Source organism: Pseudomonas sp. C9D1 (genome assembly GCF_056491235.1).
The window spans coordinates 809,521-822,185 of the sequence record NZ_JBSZIE010000002.1 but is presented as its reverse complement, the minus strand read 5'-3'; the positions used below and the strand labels follow the sequence as shown (position 1 = coordinate 822,185).

Annotated in this window: 17 protein-coding genes; 4 read left to right on the top strand and 13 right to left on the bottom strand. The window is 67.2% G+C overall.

The genetic code is table 11. The annotated features are described in order from the left end of the window. Nucleotides 1–108 precede the first annotated feature (108 nt). Nucleotides 109–1,017, top strand: coding sequence for a LysR family transcriptional regulator (locus tag ACXI0U_RS12055; RefSeq protein ID WP_271658107.1), 909 nt, complete (start codon nt 109–111; stop codon nt 1,015–1,017). On the opposite strand, the gene ACXI0U_RS12050 is transcribed toward ACXI0U_RS12055, so the two are convergent. The 8 genes from ACXI0U_RS12050 to ACXI0U_RS12015 all read right to left on the bottom strand — a co-directional run bounded on the left by ACXI0U_RS12050 (nt 1,002) and on the right by ACXI0U_RS12015 (nt 4,217). Further along, a complete protein-coding gene (locus ACXI0U_RS12050; RefSeq protein WP_431484751.1) occupies nt 1,002–1,637 on the bottom strand; it encodes a hypothetical protein in 636 nt (211 codons plus the stop codon). The genes ACXI0U_RS12055 and ACXI0U_RS12050 overlap by 16 nt on opposite strands. 152 nt (nt 1,638–1,789) lie before the next feature. Then, entirely contained in the window at nt 1,790–2,002 is a 213-nt protein-coding gene (locus tag ACXI0U_RS12045) for a hypothetical protein (protein WP_021220022.1), read from the bottom strand. Nucleotides 2,003–2,012: 10 nt separating this feature from the next. Then, nucleotides 2,013–2,264, bottom strand: coding sequence for a hypothetical protein (locus ACXI0U_RS12040; RefSeq protein WP_431484750.1), 252 nt, complete (start codon nt 2,262–2,264; stop codon nt 2,013–2,015). Between the two features lie 536 nt (nt 2,265–2,800). Beyond that, a complete protein-coding gene (locus tag ACXI0U_RS12035; protein WP_374980593.1) occupies nt 2,801–3,115 on the bottom strand; it encodes a hypothetical protein in 315 nt (104 codons plus the stop codon). A gap of 100 nt (nt 3,116–3,215) precedes the next feature. Further along, entirely contained in the window at nt 3,216–3,449 is a 234-nt protein-coding gene (locus tag ACXI0U_RS12030; protein WP_350448395.1) for a hypothetical protein, read from the bottom strand. 198 nt (nt 3,450–3,647) lie between these two features. Then, complete coding sequence (locus ACXI0U_RS12025; RefSeq protein ID WP_374980594.1) at nt 3,648–3,899, bottom strand: carbon storage regulator; 252 nt, start codon at nt 3,897–3,899, stop codon at nt 3,648–3,650. Then, the gene (locus ACXI0U_RS12020) at nt 3,896–4,042 is read right to left on the bottom strand and encodes a hypothetical protein (protein ID WP_350448397.1); all 147 of its coding nucleotides are present in this window, start codon (nt 4,040–4,042) and stop codon (nt 3,896–3,898) included. Before ACXI0U_RS12020 ends, ACXI0U_RS12025 begins: the two co-directional genes overlap by 4 nt. A gap of 73 nt (nt 4,043–4,115) precedes the next feature. After that, nucleotides 4,116–4,217, bottom strand: a complete 102-nt coding sequence (locus tag ACXI0U_RS12015; RefSeq protein WP_374980595.1) for a KGG domain-containing protein — start codon at nt 4,215–4,217, stop codon at nt 4,116–4,118. Between the two features lie 289 nt (nt 4,218–4,506). Between ACXI0U_RS12015 and ACXI0U_RS12010 the strand changes: the two genes are divergently transcribed. Then, nucleotides 4,507–4,731, top strand: a complete 225-nt coding sequence (locus ACXI0U_RS12010) for a PLD nuclease N-terminal domain-containing protein (RefSeq protein WP_021220040.1) — start codon at nt 4,507–4,509, stop codon at nt 4,729–4,731. A 316-nt stretch (nt 4,732–5,047) separates the two neighbouring features. Here ACXI0U_RS12010 and ACXI0U_RS12005 read toward each other — a convergent pair whose 3' ends face one another. Further along, complete coding sequence (locus ACXI0U_RS12005) at nt 5,048–5,545, bottom strand: BRO-N domain-containing protein (protein ID WP_431484748.1); 498 nt, start codon at nt 5,543–5,545, stop codon at nt 5,048–5,050. Nucleotides 5,546–5,856: 311 nt separating this feature from the next. Continuing rightward, the gene (locus ACXI0U_RS12000) at nt 5,857–8,433 is read right to left on the bottom strand and encodes a PAS domain S-box protein (RefSeq protein ID WP_479550306.1); all 2,577 of its coding nucleotides are present in this window, start codon (nt 8,431–8,433) and stop codon (nt 5,857–5,859) included. Nucleotides 8,434–8,617: 184 nt separating this feature from the next. Between ACXI0U_RS12000 and ACXI0U_RS11995 the strand changes: the two genes are divergently transcribed. Continuing rightward, nucleotides 8,618–8,830, top strand: a complete 213-nt coding sequence (locus ACXI0U_RS11995) for a hypothetical protein (protein ID WP_021220043.1) — start codon at nt 8,618–8,620, stop codon at nt 8,828–8,830. 24 nt (nt 8,831–8,854) lie between these two features. Here ACXI0U_RS11995 and ACXI0U_RS11990 read toward each other — a convergent pair whose 3' ends face one another. Next, a complete protein-coding gene (locus ACXI0U_RS11990) occupies nt 8,855–9,895 on the bottom strand; it encodes a GGDEF domain-containing protein (protein WP_479550305.1) in 1,041 nt (346 codons plus the stop codon). A gap of 559 nt (nt 9,896–10,454) precedes the next feature. Continuing rightward, on the bottom strand, nt 10,455–11,117 hold the full coding sequence (locus ACXI0U_RS11985; RefSeq protein ID WP_374980599.1) for a M24 family metallopeptidase: 663 nt from the start codon (nt 11,115–11,117) through the stop codon (nt 10,455–10,457). Nucleotides 11,118–11,325: 208 nt separating this feature from the next. Between ACXI0U_RS11985 and ACXI0U_RS11980 the strand changes: the two genes are divergently transcribed. Continuing rightward, complete coding sequence (locus ACXI0U_RS11980; protein WP_043242100.1) at nt 11,326–12,243, top strand: bestrophin family protein; 918 nt, start codon at nt 11,326–11,328, stop codon at nt 12,241–12,243. A 25-nt stretch (nt 12,244–12,268) separates the two neighbouring features. Here the strand turns inward: ACXI0U_RS11980 and ACXI0U_RS11975 are convergent, their stop codons facing one another. Next, nucleotides 12,269–12,607 carry a carboxymuconolactone decarboxylase family protein gene (locus ACXI0U_RS11975; RefSeq protein WP_479550304.1) on the bottom strand — a complete coding sequence of 113 codons (339 nt, stop codon included), beginning with the start codon at nt 12,605–12,607 and terminating at the stop codon, nt 12,269–12,271. Between the last annotated feature and the right edge of the window lie 58 nt (nt 12,608–12,665).

The following is a 12,665-nucleotide window of genomic DNA, read 5'->3' as shown; positions in this document are numbered from 1 at the left end:
CGCCAGCACAGTCTGGGCGCGGTGCTGATAGGGCGGAAGGCGCAGCATTTGCACTTTATTCATGCATCCAACGCCATAGGTGAGCCGGCCGTGCTAGTTTTTCCGTCCATGAGCCATCCCGATTTCAACCTGCTGATCACCCTCGACGTGCTGCTCGCCGAAGGCAGCGTCGCGCGCGCTGCCAAGCGCCTGCACCTGAGCCCCTCAGCCATGAGCCGGGCCCTGGCGCGGCTGCGGGAAACCCTCGGTGACCCGCTGCTGGTACGCGCCGGTCGCGGTCTGGTGCCCACGCCCCGGGCGCTGGAGCTGCGCGAGCAGGTCAGCCAACTGGTGCTGGGGGTGGAGGGCGTGCTGCGCCCGGTGGAGCACCTCGACCTGCAGCGCCTGGTGCGCACCTTCACCCTGCGCGTGGGTGATGGCTTCGTGGAGAACTTCGGCCCGGCACTGATCGAGCGTATGGGGGCCGAGGCGCCGGGCGTGCGCCTGCGCTTCGTGGCCAAGACCGACAAGGACAGTGCGCCCCTGCGTGACGGCAGCGTCGATCTCGATACCGGCGTGGTAGGCGCCGACGCCGGCCCGGAGATCCGCACCCGTGCGCTGTTCCAGGACCGCTTCGTCGGCGTGGTGCGCCAAGGCCACCCGCTGACCCGTGGTGCCATCACCGCCGAACGTTATGCCGGTGGGCGCCATGTGCTGGTGTCGCGCCGTGGCAAGGACCGGGGCCCGGTGGACGACGCTCTCAAGGCTGCCGGCCTCGAACGGGATGTCGTCACCCTGGTGGGCGGCTTCTCAGCCGCCCTGGCGCTGGCCCGCGCCACCGACCTCATCGCCACGGTGCCCGAACGCCACAGCGGCAGCCTGCGCGCGGGGCTGTTCAGCTTCCCGCTGCCGCTGGATGTAGAGCCCATCAAGGTCTCCATGCTCTGGCACCCACGGATGGATGCCGACCCCGCACACCGCTGGCTGCGCGAGTGCGTGCGGGGCGCCTGTGGGGAGGGCGGTCAGCCCAGCGGGTAGACGCGGCTGCTGCCGTCGGCGTTGTACACCGTCAGCACCGGGGCGGCGCACTCGCTGCGCCGTTGTGGCGGGGTGCCGGCTTGGCGGCCGATCTTGCCGGGGCTGTTGCGCAGTGTGTGCAGGGTGGTGCAGACCATCACCTCGTTGAAGGCCCGGGCCAGCGGCCCACTCCGGGGCGCGGCGAGCTGGCGGCCGCTGAACTGCCGGGCGCTGTCTTCCAGCCCCTGCAGCACCACCACGCAGAGCAGGCGCTCGACGTTGCGGGGGATGCGCCGGCGGTGCGTCGGGTTGACCCCGAGCAGGTCCAGCAAGCGGGGCGTCTCCAGTTCGTCCAGCACCTGCGGTTCGTTGGCGATCAGCAACTGGCCGGTGGAGCGCAGCAGCGCCTGGTAGGAAGCCAGGTGCGCGTGCTGCGCGGCTTCGAGTTCCTTGAGGGTGTGGCGGGTGAAGGGCAGGTGCTCGCGCATGCGGCGGCGCTGGTCCCACAGCTTGCCCTGCTGCAGGTCGTGCTGCTGCGCCGCCTTGCGGATCGCCATGCGCGTCGCGGCCAGGCGGTTGGCCCAGCCCCGTTGCGGGTCATTGGCGATGCTCAGCAGCTTTTCGAAATATCCAGGTACCACGCTTCGGCTCTCCGCCTACTGACTTCAACCCCACCCCAGGCACCATCCGGGTGCCCGTTTCAGCCGCATAGACACCACGATCCAGGCCTTGCGCTCAAGGAGTTTATTGGCACCGAGTCAATTGCGCAGGGGGACATGGGTCGCTAGGGCGCTCAGGGGCGTTGCCCGATGTGCCGGCGCAAGGCGGCCTGGGCGATCAGCGATGCAGCCTGGTCGGAGCCGCTCTTCAGCGCCGAGGTGGCGATGCCCCGGGCGGCGGCGAGCAGGTCTTCGCGGTCCACACCGGCTTCTTCCGCGGCCGCCAGGGTGGCCTCCAGCGCTATCCACAAGGCTTCCTGCAGGGCTGCCGTCCGCACTGGGTTCATGTCCCGCTCCTCAGTTCAGGGTGACGATATTGAGCGTGCGCCCATCCTGGTAGGTGATCAGCCCCTCCACGCTGAGGCCGTTGGGCAGGGTGATGTGCAGCGAGTCGGCATCGCCCAGGTCCAGGTCGCAGGTGAGGCTGAAGATGCCGGGGATGGTTTCGTCGAGCACGACGGTGGTGCTGCAGGCGGTCGGCATGGTCGACCTGCCCTGGTGGCCGGGCGCGTAGACGAGGGTGGCCTGGCCTTCATAGTGGGTGTGCATGGTGCGGTCCTCCGAGGGGCATGCTGGAGTGACTGCGGCGGCTTCGGCGGAGTTCAGGCTATGGGATGACCGGGGCTGCCGAGGGCCGCCACCGGCCGACGGATTGACGGAACGACAAGCGGCGCGGGCGGCTCCACCGAACCTGAGCAACCCACTGGAAACGACCATGAACGACCTTCCCCGCACTCCCGATAACCAGAGCGTCGAATCGCGCCCGGGCAGGCGCGAGCTGACCTGACGGAGGCCTCCGGGATGATCCACGAGATCGACTGCCTGGGCATGGCCGCCGACGCGGTTACTTCGTCTATCCATTCCTGAGGGGCGTGGTCGCCGGGCCTGTCGGGTTGCACCCGACCTACAGGCCCGAGGCGGCCCATGGCAACCTGCGCCCGGCGGCATCTGGTGGATGAAAAGAGCGCCATCCACCCTGGGTCCCGGCATGACTGCGGAGTGGCTTTTCGTAGGGTGCACAACGCTCTTTTTGTCCACCAGCGGAGCCCCGTGCGTGCGCTCCAGCTGCCGCTGTGCGCGCGACGCTAGGACGCGGGCTGTTCCGGCTGTGCTGCCTCCGCCTCGCGCCTCTGGCGGTAGTAGGGCCCTGGGCGGGAGAACGTGATTGGCTGCTGCCCCGCTCGATCATCCCTCAGCAGGCTGATGTCCAGAATCTCCAGCCCGCAGCTGGCGAGCCAGACCATCGCGGACAGGTTGCCGAGCGGCCTGGGTGGCTTGTCGCCGAAGGCGTGTTCCACCACGCAGCGGGCAGTCGTCTTGTGGTTGGGCAGATGGTTCGAGCGAATGGTGACCGACTTATCCTGACCTTCAGCGTTGCGGTAGCTGATGAGCCAATCCATATCTCCTCCTGATAGCAATGACCCGCGGGAAGGGGCGGACAGCGCTATAGAGCAGAGTGGCCAGGGGAATGTTTCAACAAAAAAACAGGCGAACCGACGATCAGGATTTCGGCTCGGCCGCCTTGGCGAGCTCGTGCTCGATACGGTCGGTGATGCGCTGGATGATCTGGCTGTATTCCTCGCCCTCCACCAGCTCGCACAGCCGCATCGCCGTTGCCATGCCGATGGCCACGGAGTAGGAAATCTGCCGGGCGGGGAAGGGGCCGCCGCGCTGGGAGTCGAGGGTGGCCTGGATCGCGTCGTTGAGACGGTTCTTCATCTCGTCCTGGGTCATGGCGTTCTCCGCTGGCTGGGAAAACCAAGCATAGACCGCGTCCGCGCCCAGCCCATTTTCCTCGAGCCGAACGCGATGCCGATAACCGTCATCCCACCGCACCGGTACGAGGGAGATAGGCCGATGGCGGCCATCGTGCCCATGCCCTGCACGATGCAGTGGCCGCCTAACGCCTGCGCGCCCGCTACGGCTTGCGCGTCAGGCCTCGCGGGCGCCCGTGGCCTTGCCCTGCTCGGCCTCCAGCGCCTGCTGGATGCGCCGGTAGATCTCCTCGCGGTGCACCGGTACGGAGCGCGGCGCCCCGATGGCCATCTTCACCGAGAAGCCGCGGATCTCCGTAATGGTGATCACTACATCGTTGCCGATGTGGAACTGCTGGTCCTTCTCACAGGTGATGATGCGCGTCCGGCCCTCGGCAGCCTGCTCGGGCGGTACCGGCGCGGGCGTCATTGCGGGTCCCTCGAACCGTCGTCGCCCTGGATGTCCGGGTCGCCCGGGTGCACCTCGGGGTGGTTCCCGGGCCGTCGTTCGACGGCAGAGCCCGGGTCTTCGTTGCCGGGGTCGTTGATGGGATCGTCTTCGTCCTTGTGCATGGCGGGTTCCTCGTGTGCGGCGGGTGGCCCAGCCCCGACCCCGCCTGCGCGGAGCCCGGGCTGCGATTACGGCTTACGAGTTACGGTTGCCACCGCTGCTCTGGACGCCTTTACGGCCCGATTCGGAGGCTTTTTCACGGTCGCTGCTGAAGTTGCCGGGGTTCTTGTTGCTCATGATGGTGCTCCTTTCAGGCAGGCCGGGATTGGCCCTACCTGAACTCTGAACGGAGCCCGGCGGAATTGTTCGCCTCGCCTTGCGCTTCGCTAAGCGATTGATCGACAAACGGTTTTCATGATGACTCGGCGATGGCGCGGTGATGTTCGCGCGGTGGCGAAGGCCCACCCTGGTGGCTTCCCAAGGCTCGATTCCCTGAACCTGTGGGGTGGCAGGCTCTTCCAATGTTGCAAGGGGGAGCGCTGTGCGCGGCGGCTCCCCGTCATCGCCACCAGCGGAGGAGACGATCATGTCCGCACCCTTTTCCTATTTCTGGATCGCCATGGCGGCGATCCTGATCCTGCTCGATATCTGGGCCATCATCAGCGTCTTCCGCAGCGACAAGACCGTGGGCACCAAGGCGCTGTGGGCCCTGGGCATCTCGCTGTTCCCCATACTCGGCCTTGTCTACTGGGGCATCGCCGGGCCACGGGGCGTGGTGGAGGGGCCGTCGTCGCCGGAGCACAGCAAGTAGCCTGAACCTATCGAGCCGACCCGTCCTCCCACTAAAGGTGTGACCTTCACCTCTTCATCCACCCGGGTTTTCACTTGGCCCAGGTGGATTTTTTTTGGCTATGCCTGGATGTGTGCATCACCACCGGTATGCGCCGCGGCTGGCGGCTTTCGTAGGATGGTGTAGAGCGAAGCGAAACCCATGGGTGGGCGTTCCAGGAATCCAGAAAGACGCTTCAAGCACTGTTCTTGAGCCTTTTCATTGAATTCACAGCAGCGAACGCAGACAGAGCCATTTTTCTCCCACCTACAGGCATAGCCTGGGTGCGCCCCTGCCGTCAGCGCAGGCGCTTCCAGCTCGGTTCATCGCTCAGTGCGGGGTCATCGTGGGCGGCGAGGAACACCGGTAGGTCGCCCCGGGCGATCCACAGTTCGCCCTGCCACTTCAAGGCGTTCACCGAGTGTTCGGCCCACACCATGTAGGCCCGCCGTGGCGTGGCCTCGTCGTCGCGGTGCTGGTCGTACAGGTTGGGCACCACCTCTTCGCTGAGCCAGCGGCTGATGCCGCGATGCTCGGGGTGGTTGAAGCGGTACAGCAGGCGATAGGCACCGGCCTCGCTGATGGCCAGCACCTCCTCGCGGCCACCGCTGGCGTGGCGCAGCACCACGACACGGCGCTGGTGCGGGTCCACCAGGCGGGTCATGCGGTAGGGGCGCAGGGCGCCGATCAGGCGGGCGAAGTCGTGGGCGACGAACCAGGGCTGGTTGTCGACCATTACGGTGCGCAACTGATGGTTGTGGCGTTGGAAAACGATGGGGGTGGATGCGTCATGCATGGTGTGGCTCCTGGGCAAATTAAGGAGCTGCCGCCATCGCTGTCAGTCGAAAGGGCGGCAGACCGCGCGGGGTTGACAGACCGGGCCCAGAGAACCGGCAGATCACGAGGATCTCCCCGCGCGATCTGCCATAGAGCAGAGCAGCCAAGAAAGCTGCATGCGTGCCGATGCCTGCAAAAAACGTCCGCCGTTTTTCGCATGCACCTATAGGCGCATTCGCGCCTGGGCTTCGGGCTGTCAAACCCGGCCGCGGGATTGACCGCGACCGCCGCAGGATAGGGAGCGAAGCGGAGGAGGGCAAGGGGCCGGGCTCAGCCGGCCGCCTCCACCAGCCGGGCGAGGCGCTCGGCCAGTTCCGCGCGGCGGAAGGGCTTGCTCAGCACCTCGGTACCCTGGAGTTGCGCCGAGGTGAGGGTGGCGAAGCCGGTGATGATCAGTGCCGGCATGGCGATCTTGCGCTGGCGCAATTCCTCGACGAGCTGGGCGCCGGTCTGGTCGACCATGATGTGGTCGGTGACCAGCACATCCGGCAGCGGGCCCTGTTCGATGATGCGCAACGCGGCGCTGGCCGAACTGGCTTCGGTCACCTGGTAGCCCAGGTCCTGCAGTTGCAGGGCGACGGTCTGGCGGACCATCTCCTCGTCGTCCACCAGCAGCACATGGGTGGGTTTCTGTGGCGCTGGCGCGGCGTCGGCGAGGGGCGGCTCGTGGCTGCCCTGTTCGGCGCTGATGGGCAGCCACAAGGTCACCCGGGTGCCCTTGCCGGCTTCGGAGCCGATCGTGATACCGCCACCGGATTGCGCGGCCAGCCCCTGCACCATCGACAGGCCGAGCCCAGTGCCCTTGCCCACGCCCTTGGTGGTGAAGAAGGGCTCTAGGCAGCGGTCGAGGGTGACTTCGTCCATGCCGCTGCCGGTATCGCTGACGCTCAGGCTGACGTAGCGGCCCTCGGCGAGGCCCGGCACCCGGCCGGCGGGCACGGTGTCCAGCGCTGCGGCGAGGGTCAGCTGGCCACGGCCCTCCATGGCGTCGCGGGCGTTGACCGCGAGGTTGAGGATGGCCAGTTCGAGCTGGTGCGGGTCGACCACCACGGCCGGCAGGCGGCCGGGGATGTTCACCTCGACGTCTATCATCGGCCCCAGCGAGCGCTCGATGAGTTCGCGCATGTCGTTGACCAGCACGCTCAGGGCCACCGCCCGGGGGTTGAGCGTCTGCCGGCGGGCGAAGGTCAGCAGCCGGGCCACCAGCACCCGCGCGCGGTCGGAGGCCTGCAGGGCGCTGTCGATGAGGGTGCGGCTGCGCTCGTCATCCACGCGCCGGCGCACCAGTTCCAGCGAGGCCATGATCGGTGTCAGCAGGTTGTTGAAGTCGTGGGCGATGCCGCCCGTGAGCTGGCCGATGGTTTCCATCTTGCGGGCTTCGTGCAGTTGCGCCAGCGCCGTTTCGCGCTGCGCGACCATGGCCGTGACGCGGGCCTCCAGGCCCTCGTTCAGCTCCCGCAGCTGCGCCTCGGCCTGGATGCGCGAGCTGATGTCCATGCACACGCAGAGCATGCTGTTGACGGCGCCTTGCTCATCCACAAGGGGGGTGATCTGGCTGTGCACCCAGGCCGGTTCGCCGTCGGGGCGGGTGTAGCGCTCGGTCATCTCGAAGGGCGAGTCGGCGTCGAGGGGGTGCAGGTGCAGGTGCGCGGAGGGGCTTTCCGGGTGGGCGATTTCCTGCAGGCTCAGGCCGAGCAGGGCTTCGCGCGGGCGGCCGACGATCTGGCAATAGCGGTCGTTGACCAGGGTGAAGTGCCAGGTGCGGTCATACACGGCAATGCCGGCGCTGGCCTGGTCGAACATGGCCGATATCTGCGCCGAGCTGGCGTGCAGGGCGCGCTCGGCACGGGCGTGGCTGATCAGCATCCAGGCCAGCTTGGCGGTTTCTTCCACCAGCCGGCGTTCCTGTTCGGAAAACACATGGGGGTGCGCGTGGTGGATGACCAGCATCGCCTCCAGTTGCTCATGGCGCAGCACCGGTACGTGGAGCGTGGCGGCCAGGCCAAGCTCGTGGGCCAGTGCCCTTTCGCCGGGGCCCAGGCCGGAGTCCTGGTGGAGGTCGTCGCGCGCGACGCTTTCGCCCGCCTGCAGCGAGGCCAGCAGGTGGGCGCCGAAATTGCGGTAGCGGTGGTGGCCGGCGGCGGAGCGGGCGTCGCGGAGGTATTCATGGCGCACGCTGAAGGTCTGCCCGTCGCCGTTGTCCTCGCCGAACAGCACCCGCGCTGCGCCCAGCTCTTCGCCGAGGCGGCGCGCGGTGAGGATGGCGATGCGCTCGGGATCGGTGATCGAGGGCAGGGTGCGGCCCAGTTCGAGGAGGAAGGCCTGGCGGTGCTCGAAGCGCACCCGTTCGGTGGTCTCGTTGACGATGCACAGCACGCCGCCCACCGCGCCATCCTCCTCGCGCACCGCCGAGTAGGAGACGTCGAAGTACACGGTCTCGCCGTGGCCGTGGCGCTCGATGTAGAAGGGGCGGTCCTTGGCGTGAAAGGTCTCGCCGGTCTCCCGCACGCTGCGCAACAGGGGTTCGAGGTCGTCCCAGAGCTCGCTCCAGTTTTCCTGCGCCGGGCGGCCCAGGGCCCGTGGGTGTTTGGTGCCGATGCTCGGCGCGTAGGCGTCGTTGTACAGCGCCACGTAGTCAGGGCCCCAGAACAGCACGATCTGCGCCTTGGCCGGCAGCACCATGGCCATCAGCGTCTTCAGCGCTGGGGTCCAGTCTTCGGGCGTGCCGAGCGGTGAGTCCTTGCAGTGGCCGTGTTGCAGCAGCGCAGCGATCTCGCCGCCGTTGCGCAGGAAACCGGGGGTGGCCGGCAGGGCATTCTCGCGGGGGGTGTCTTGAGGCGATTCCATGTCGTGGGTCAGGTTCCGCGCGTGGGCTGGTCAACAACTATGAGCGGCGAAGTCGGCCAGGCGTTCAGTCCATCTGCGCCTGAAACGTGAGAAGAAAAGCAGCCGCGACGGCCGGCGGCAAGGCGGGGGAGCGGGGTTGCCCGACTGGTCTACCCTTTCCCTCTCTTGCAGAAGGACGAGACCGATGGAAGACATTCGCCACACCGCCGTGAACGACGCCCTCTGGGTGGCACTGGAGGCCGTGCTGGCTGCCGCCGTGGACGCGGGGCTGGACCGCGAACAGCTGGTTCGCGCGGCCAAGCGCGAAGCCGCCACCGGGCTGAGCGCCAATGCCGTGCAGGCGCCGGAGTTCATCGAACTGGCGGTGCTGCGCCGGCATATCGGCCCGAAGATCTGAGCGCCCACCGACGGGCGCCCAGGCTCAGTGCATGGTGGCGGCGTTACGCTTGCGTTCCTGTTTGATGCGGTACATCTCGCGGTCGGCGCGCTTGATCGCTTCCTCCGCGTCGACGCCCTCGGGCAGCAGGGCCACCACGCCGGCGCTGGCACCGCAGTAGTCGATGCTGTTCTCGCCGCTCAAGGTGTAGTGCCCGACGGTGGCACTGGCCAGACGCTGTTGCAGGTGCGTGGCGGCACGGCTCATTTCGCTGGCCAGGTCCTGTTGCTCGCCACGCGGGCCCAGGGCCACGACGATGAACTCGTCCCCACCGGTGCGGCCGAGCATGTCGCTGGTGCGTAGGCCGTTCTGCAGGTTGGTGGCCACCTGGATGAGGAACAGGTCCCCGGACTGGTGGCCGTGTTCGTCGTTGATGGCCTTGAAGCCATCCAGGTCCACCACCCCCACCAGCAGGTAGCGGTCCTCGCGCCGGGCCAGGGCCAGCAGGCGCGGAATCTCCGCGAGGATGGCGCGGCGGTTGTAGAGCCCCGTCAGCGCATCGGTCAGGGCCAGCCGGGCCAGCTCCGCATTGGTGCTTTGCAACTGCTCCACGAGGATTTCCCGCTCCAGGGAAAAGCTCAGCAGGCCGGACATCAGCAACAGTGTCGGTTCCACTTCCGGCGCGCGCGCCATCTGGCTGGCGCTGGCCGCGCACACGGTGCCCAGCAGCCGACCGTCGCGGGCCCGCAGCGGAGCACTGACATAGGTGCGGATGCCCAGCGCCTTGGCCGCCTCGGAGTCCCCCCAGCATTCGGAGACATTGTCCGAATACAGGCGGTTCTCATCGAGCGCGCGTTTGCACAGGGTGTCTCCCCAGGGCACGGCGAGCCCTTCGGGAATCTCCATATCCCCCGCGTTGCGGGCGAACTCCACCCGCTGGACGCCGGCATCGAGGTCGATGGTGGTGAGGTAGGTGGACTCCATCCCGGTGACCTTGCTGAGCAGTGTCAGCAACGGACGAGTGAGTTGCTCGACCGTCTTGGCGTCGGGAACGGTTTCAGAAAGCAGAGACAGTAGGTTTTCCATGCTGAACTTCACTGGCGCATGACGGCGAGAATTGTTGCTCAACCTCCTTCCCGGTGAGTAGCTCCGTAATGCCGCGGTCTTCGAATATGCAGATTAGTCGACTTTTCCAGCGGCTTCGCTTGGTGTCGACCAACGACAGAGCCCGGCCTCGCGGCGGGCTCCCTGTGGGAGCGGCTTAAGCCGCGAAAGACACGCCGCCGGCACTTGGCTGCGAGTGGCCGGAGGCTTAATCGCGAATGAATTGGCTCCCACGAGGTGGGCTGCGAGATCGTTTGGTGGATGAGAAGAGCGCCATCCACCCTACGCACCGGTCGGCACCCTGGTTCGGGTTGGGCACGGCGCCGTAGGTTGGCGCCGAGCGCAGCGAGGCCCAACGCAGCGATGTGTGGCCTCGCAGCGGCTTTCCCGTGGGAGCGGCTTCAGCCGCGAAGGACCCGCCGCCGGCACCCGGCTGCAAGTGGCCGGGTGTTCCATCGCGAATGAATTCCCACTTGGCTTCGTGGTTCGGGCTGGGCACGGCGCCGTAGGTTGGCGCCGAGCGCAGCGAGGCCCAACGGTGCTAGGCCAACAGATCCTCGTAGAACGCACCGAAGGGCCGCTGCGGGTGGGCCAGCTGGATTTCCAGGATCCACAGGCCGACGTTGGGGCAGGCGGCGAAATCGCCCAGGTCGCCGGCGCGGTAGATGGCGTGGGGGAAGTCGCTGACGCGGTGGCCCTTGATGTCCAGGTTGAGCATCCAGCCCATGGCCTCGGCCTGTTCGGCGGCGTAGCGGTACAGCTCCTGGCCGGCCACGTGTTCTTCGCGCCAGTAGCGCTCGACCTGGTCGAAGAGGGTCTTGCAGGCGGCGGCGCAGGCCAGCATCTCGGGGTCGTTGCCAGTGGTGAAGGTGGCGCCGGCGTCGCCTTCATGGCCGTCCCACACCGCGCCCAGGTCGATGAAGTAGATGTCGTGTTCGCCGAGCCGCAGGTCGCCGTCGGAGCGCTGCTTGAAGGTCTTCAGGGTGTTGGCGCCGAAGCGGATCAGCAGCGGGTGCCAGATGCGCTGCATGCCCAGCTCGGTGAGCACCTGCTTGCCGAGGGCGGTGGCCTCGGATTCCAGCATGCCGGGGCGAATCAGCTCCGAGAGCTGTTCGATGGCGCGCCAGGTCATGCTCTGCGCGTACTTCATGGCGTCCAGGCTGTAGAGCTCGCCCACGGCTTCCTTCGCTGCTGATGCAGTCATTCTTGCCCTCCAAGGCTGTATCGGCACGGTACCGAAGCGCAGTATTAAATTTTATACAGCGATGCCGATCAATGCTCAGTTGCGAACGGCCGGAGCGGTACACTTTGCCTTGCCCGCACCTCGGGTGCTGCTGTGCGTCGCAGGCCAAACGGGGTCGCCAGGCTCTATAGTTGCGCCCATCCCCGCCGTACCTGCCGAGCCCTATCCGATGATCACGCGTCCCCAGAATCCCTCGATCCCGGTCCTGCTGTTCTCCCTCAAGGGGTCGATCATCCCGGCCATCTGGCGCAAGGTGCTGTTCACCGTGCTGATCAGCTCGGTGGTGGTGGCCACCCACGGCACGCTCTATCACTACAAGGTGATCCTCACCGCCACGCCCTTCACCCTCTGGGGGCTGACCCTGGCGATCTTCCTCGGCTTCAGGAACACCGTGGCCTACCAGCGCTTCTGGGAGGCGCGCACGCTGTGGGGCGAGCTGCTGATCGTCACCCGCAACCTGACCCGCCAGTTGCTGAGCCTGACCCCGGCCATGGCGCCAACCGAGCGCCGCCGGCTGGTGGATGCGCTGGCCGCCTTCAGCCACGCGTTGCGCGACCACCTGCGTGGCGGTGGCGACGGTGCCGACGTGCAGCGCCTGCTGGACGAGCCCACCCGCGCGCAACTGGCCGGCAAGGGCAACGTGCCCAGCGCGCTGCTGGGCCTGATCGGCCAGCGGGTGATGGCGGCGAGCCGCGAAGCAGGGGCGGGGGAGATGGTCCAGGCCACCCTCGACGAGCAACTGACCCGGTTGTCCTACGTGCTGGGCGGCTGCGAGCGCATCAAGAACACGCCCATCCCCTATCCCTACATCCTCATGCTGCACCGCATCGTTCACGTGTACTGCTTCCTGCTGCCGTTCTGCCTGGTGGACGCCATCGGCTGGTTCACGCCCTTCGCGGTCTGCGTGCTGGCGTACACCTTCTTCGGCCTGGACGCCTTGGGCGACCAGATCTCCGACCCCTTCGACACCCAGCCCAACGACCTGCCGCTGAACGCCATGTGCCGCAACATCGAGATCACGGTGCTGGAGCTGCTGGACGAGCCGGCGCCCGAGCCGGAGCAGCCGATCAAGGGCGTGCTGCTCTGACTCCGGCGTCGTTCAGCTACCGGCCTCAGGCCGTCTGCTCGAAGGCCTCCAGGGCACGCAGCGAGTAGATGTAGGCGGCGCCGGCGTTGAGCGAGAGGGCGGTGGCCAGGGCCTGGGCCAGTTCGGCCTCGGTGGCGCCGGCCTTGCGCGCGGCCTCGGCATGCACGCCGATGCAGCCGTCGCAGCGGGTGGTGATGGCCACGGCCATGGCGATCAGTTCGCGGGTCTTGGCGTCCAGTGCGTCGCCATCGCTGGCGGCGGCACCCAGGGCTTGGTAGGCGGCGAGCATCTTGGGATGGGACTTGCCGAGCTTGCCGAAGGCTTTTTTAACGGCGGGAACGTAGTCGGACCAGTTGAACAGCATGATGGCTTCTCCTAGCTTTGCACGGGGCCGGTAATCGGCCGGTGAGGAGAGTTTCCCG

What these genes read in the sequence shown, in the direction of transcription:
- ACXI0U_RS12000 (WP_479550306.1), bottom strand. Translation starts at nt 8,433, where the DNA reads ATGGAATCGCCTCAAGACACCCCCCGCGAGAATGCCCTGCCGGCCACC.
- ACXI0U_RS11975 (WP_479550304.1), bottom strand. Translation starts at nt 12,607, where the DNA reads ATGCTGTTCAACTGGTCCGACTACGTTCCCGCCGTTAAAAAAGCCTTC.
- ACXI0U_RS12010 (WP_021220040.1), top strand. Translation starts at nt 4,507, where the DNA reads ATGTCCGCACCCTTTTCCTATTTCTGGATCGCCATGGCGGCGATCCTG.
- ACXI0U_RS12030 (WP_350448395.1), bottom strand. Translation starts at nt 3,449, where the DNA reads ATGACCCAGGACGAGATGAAGAACCGTCTCAACGACGCGATCCAGGCC.
- ACXI0U_RS11980 (WP_043242100.1), top strand. Translation starts at nt 11,326, where the DNA reads ATGATCACGCGTCCCCAGAATCCCTCGATCCCGGTCCTGCTGTTCTCC.
- ACXI0U_RS12035 (WP_374980593.1), bottom strand. Translation starts at nt 3,115, where the DNA reads ATGGATTGGCTCATCAGCTACCGCAACGCTGAAGGTCAGGATAAGTCG.
- ACXI0U_RS12040 (WP_431484750.1), bottom strand. Translation starts at nt 2,264, where the DNA reads ATGCACACCCACTATGAAGGCCAGGCCACCCTCGTCTACGCGCCCGGC.
- ACXI0U_RS12055 (WP_271658107.1), top strand. Translation starts at nt 109, where the DNA reads ATGAGCCATCCCGATTTCAACCTGCTGATCACCCTCGACGTGCTGCTC.
- ACXI0U_RS11995 (WP_021220043.1), top strand. Translation starts at nt 8,618, where the DNA reads ATGGAAGACATTCGCCACACCGCCGTGAACGACGCCCTCTGGGTGGCA.
- ACXI0U_RS12015 (WP_374980595.1), bottom strand. Translation starts at nt 4,217, where the DNA reads ATGAGCAACAAGAACCCCGGCAACTTCAGCAGCGACCGTGAAAAAGCC.
- ACXI0U_RS12005 (WP_431484748.1), bottom strand. Translation starts at nt 5,545, where the DNA reads ATGCATGACGCATCCACCCCCATCGTTTTCCAACGCCACAACCATCAG.
- ACXI0U_RS11990 (WP_479550305.1), bottom strand. Translation starts at nt 9,895, where the DNA reads ATGGAAAACCTACTGTCTCTGCTTTCTGAAACCGTTCCCGACGCCAAG.
- ACXI0U_RS12025 (WP_374980594.1), bottom strand. Translation starts at nt 3,899, where the DNA reads ATGACGCCCGCGCCGGTACCGCCCGAGCAGGCTGCCGAGGGCCGGACG.
- ACXI0U_RS12045 (WP_021220022.1), bottom strand. Translation starts at nt 2,002, where the DNA reads ATGAACCCAGTGCGGACGGCAGCCCTGCAGGAAGCCTTGTGGATAGCG.
- ACXI0U_RS11985 (WP_374980599.1), bottom strand. Translation starts at nt 11,117, where the DNA reads ATGACTGCATCAGCAGCGAAGGAAGCCGTGGGCGAGCTCTACAGCCTG.
- ACXI0U_RS12020 (WP_350448397.1), bottom strand. Translation starts at nt 4,042, where the DNA reads ATGCACAAGGACGAAGACGATCCCATCAACGACCCCGGCAACGAAGAC.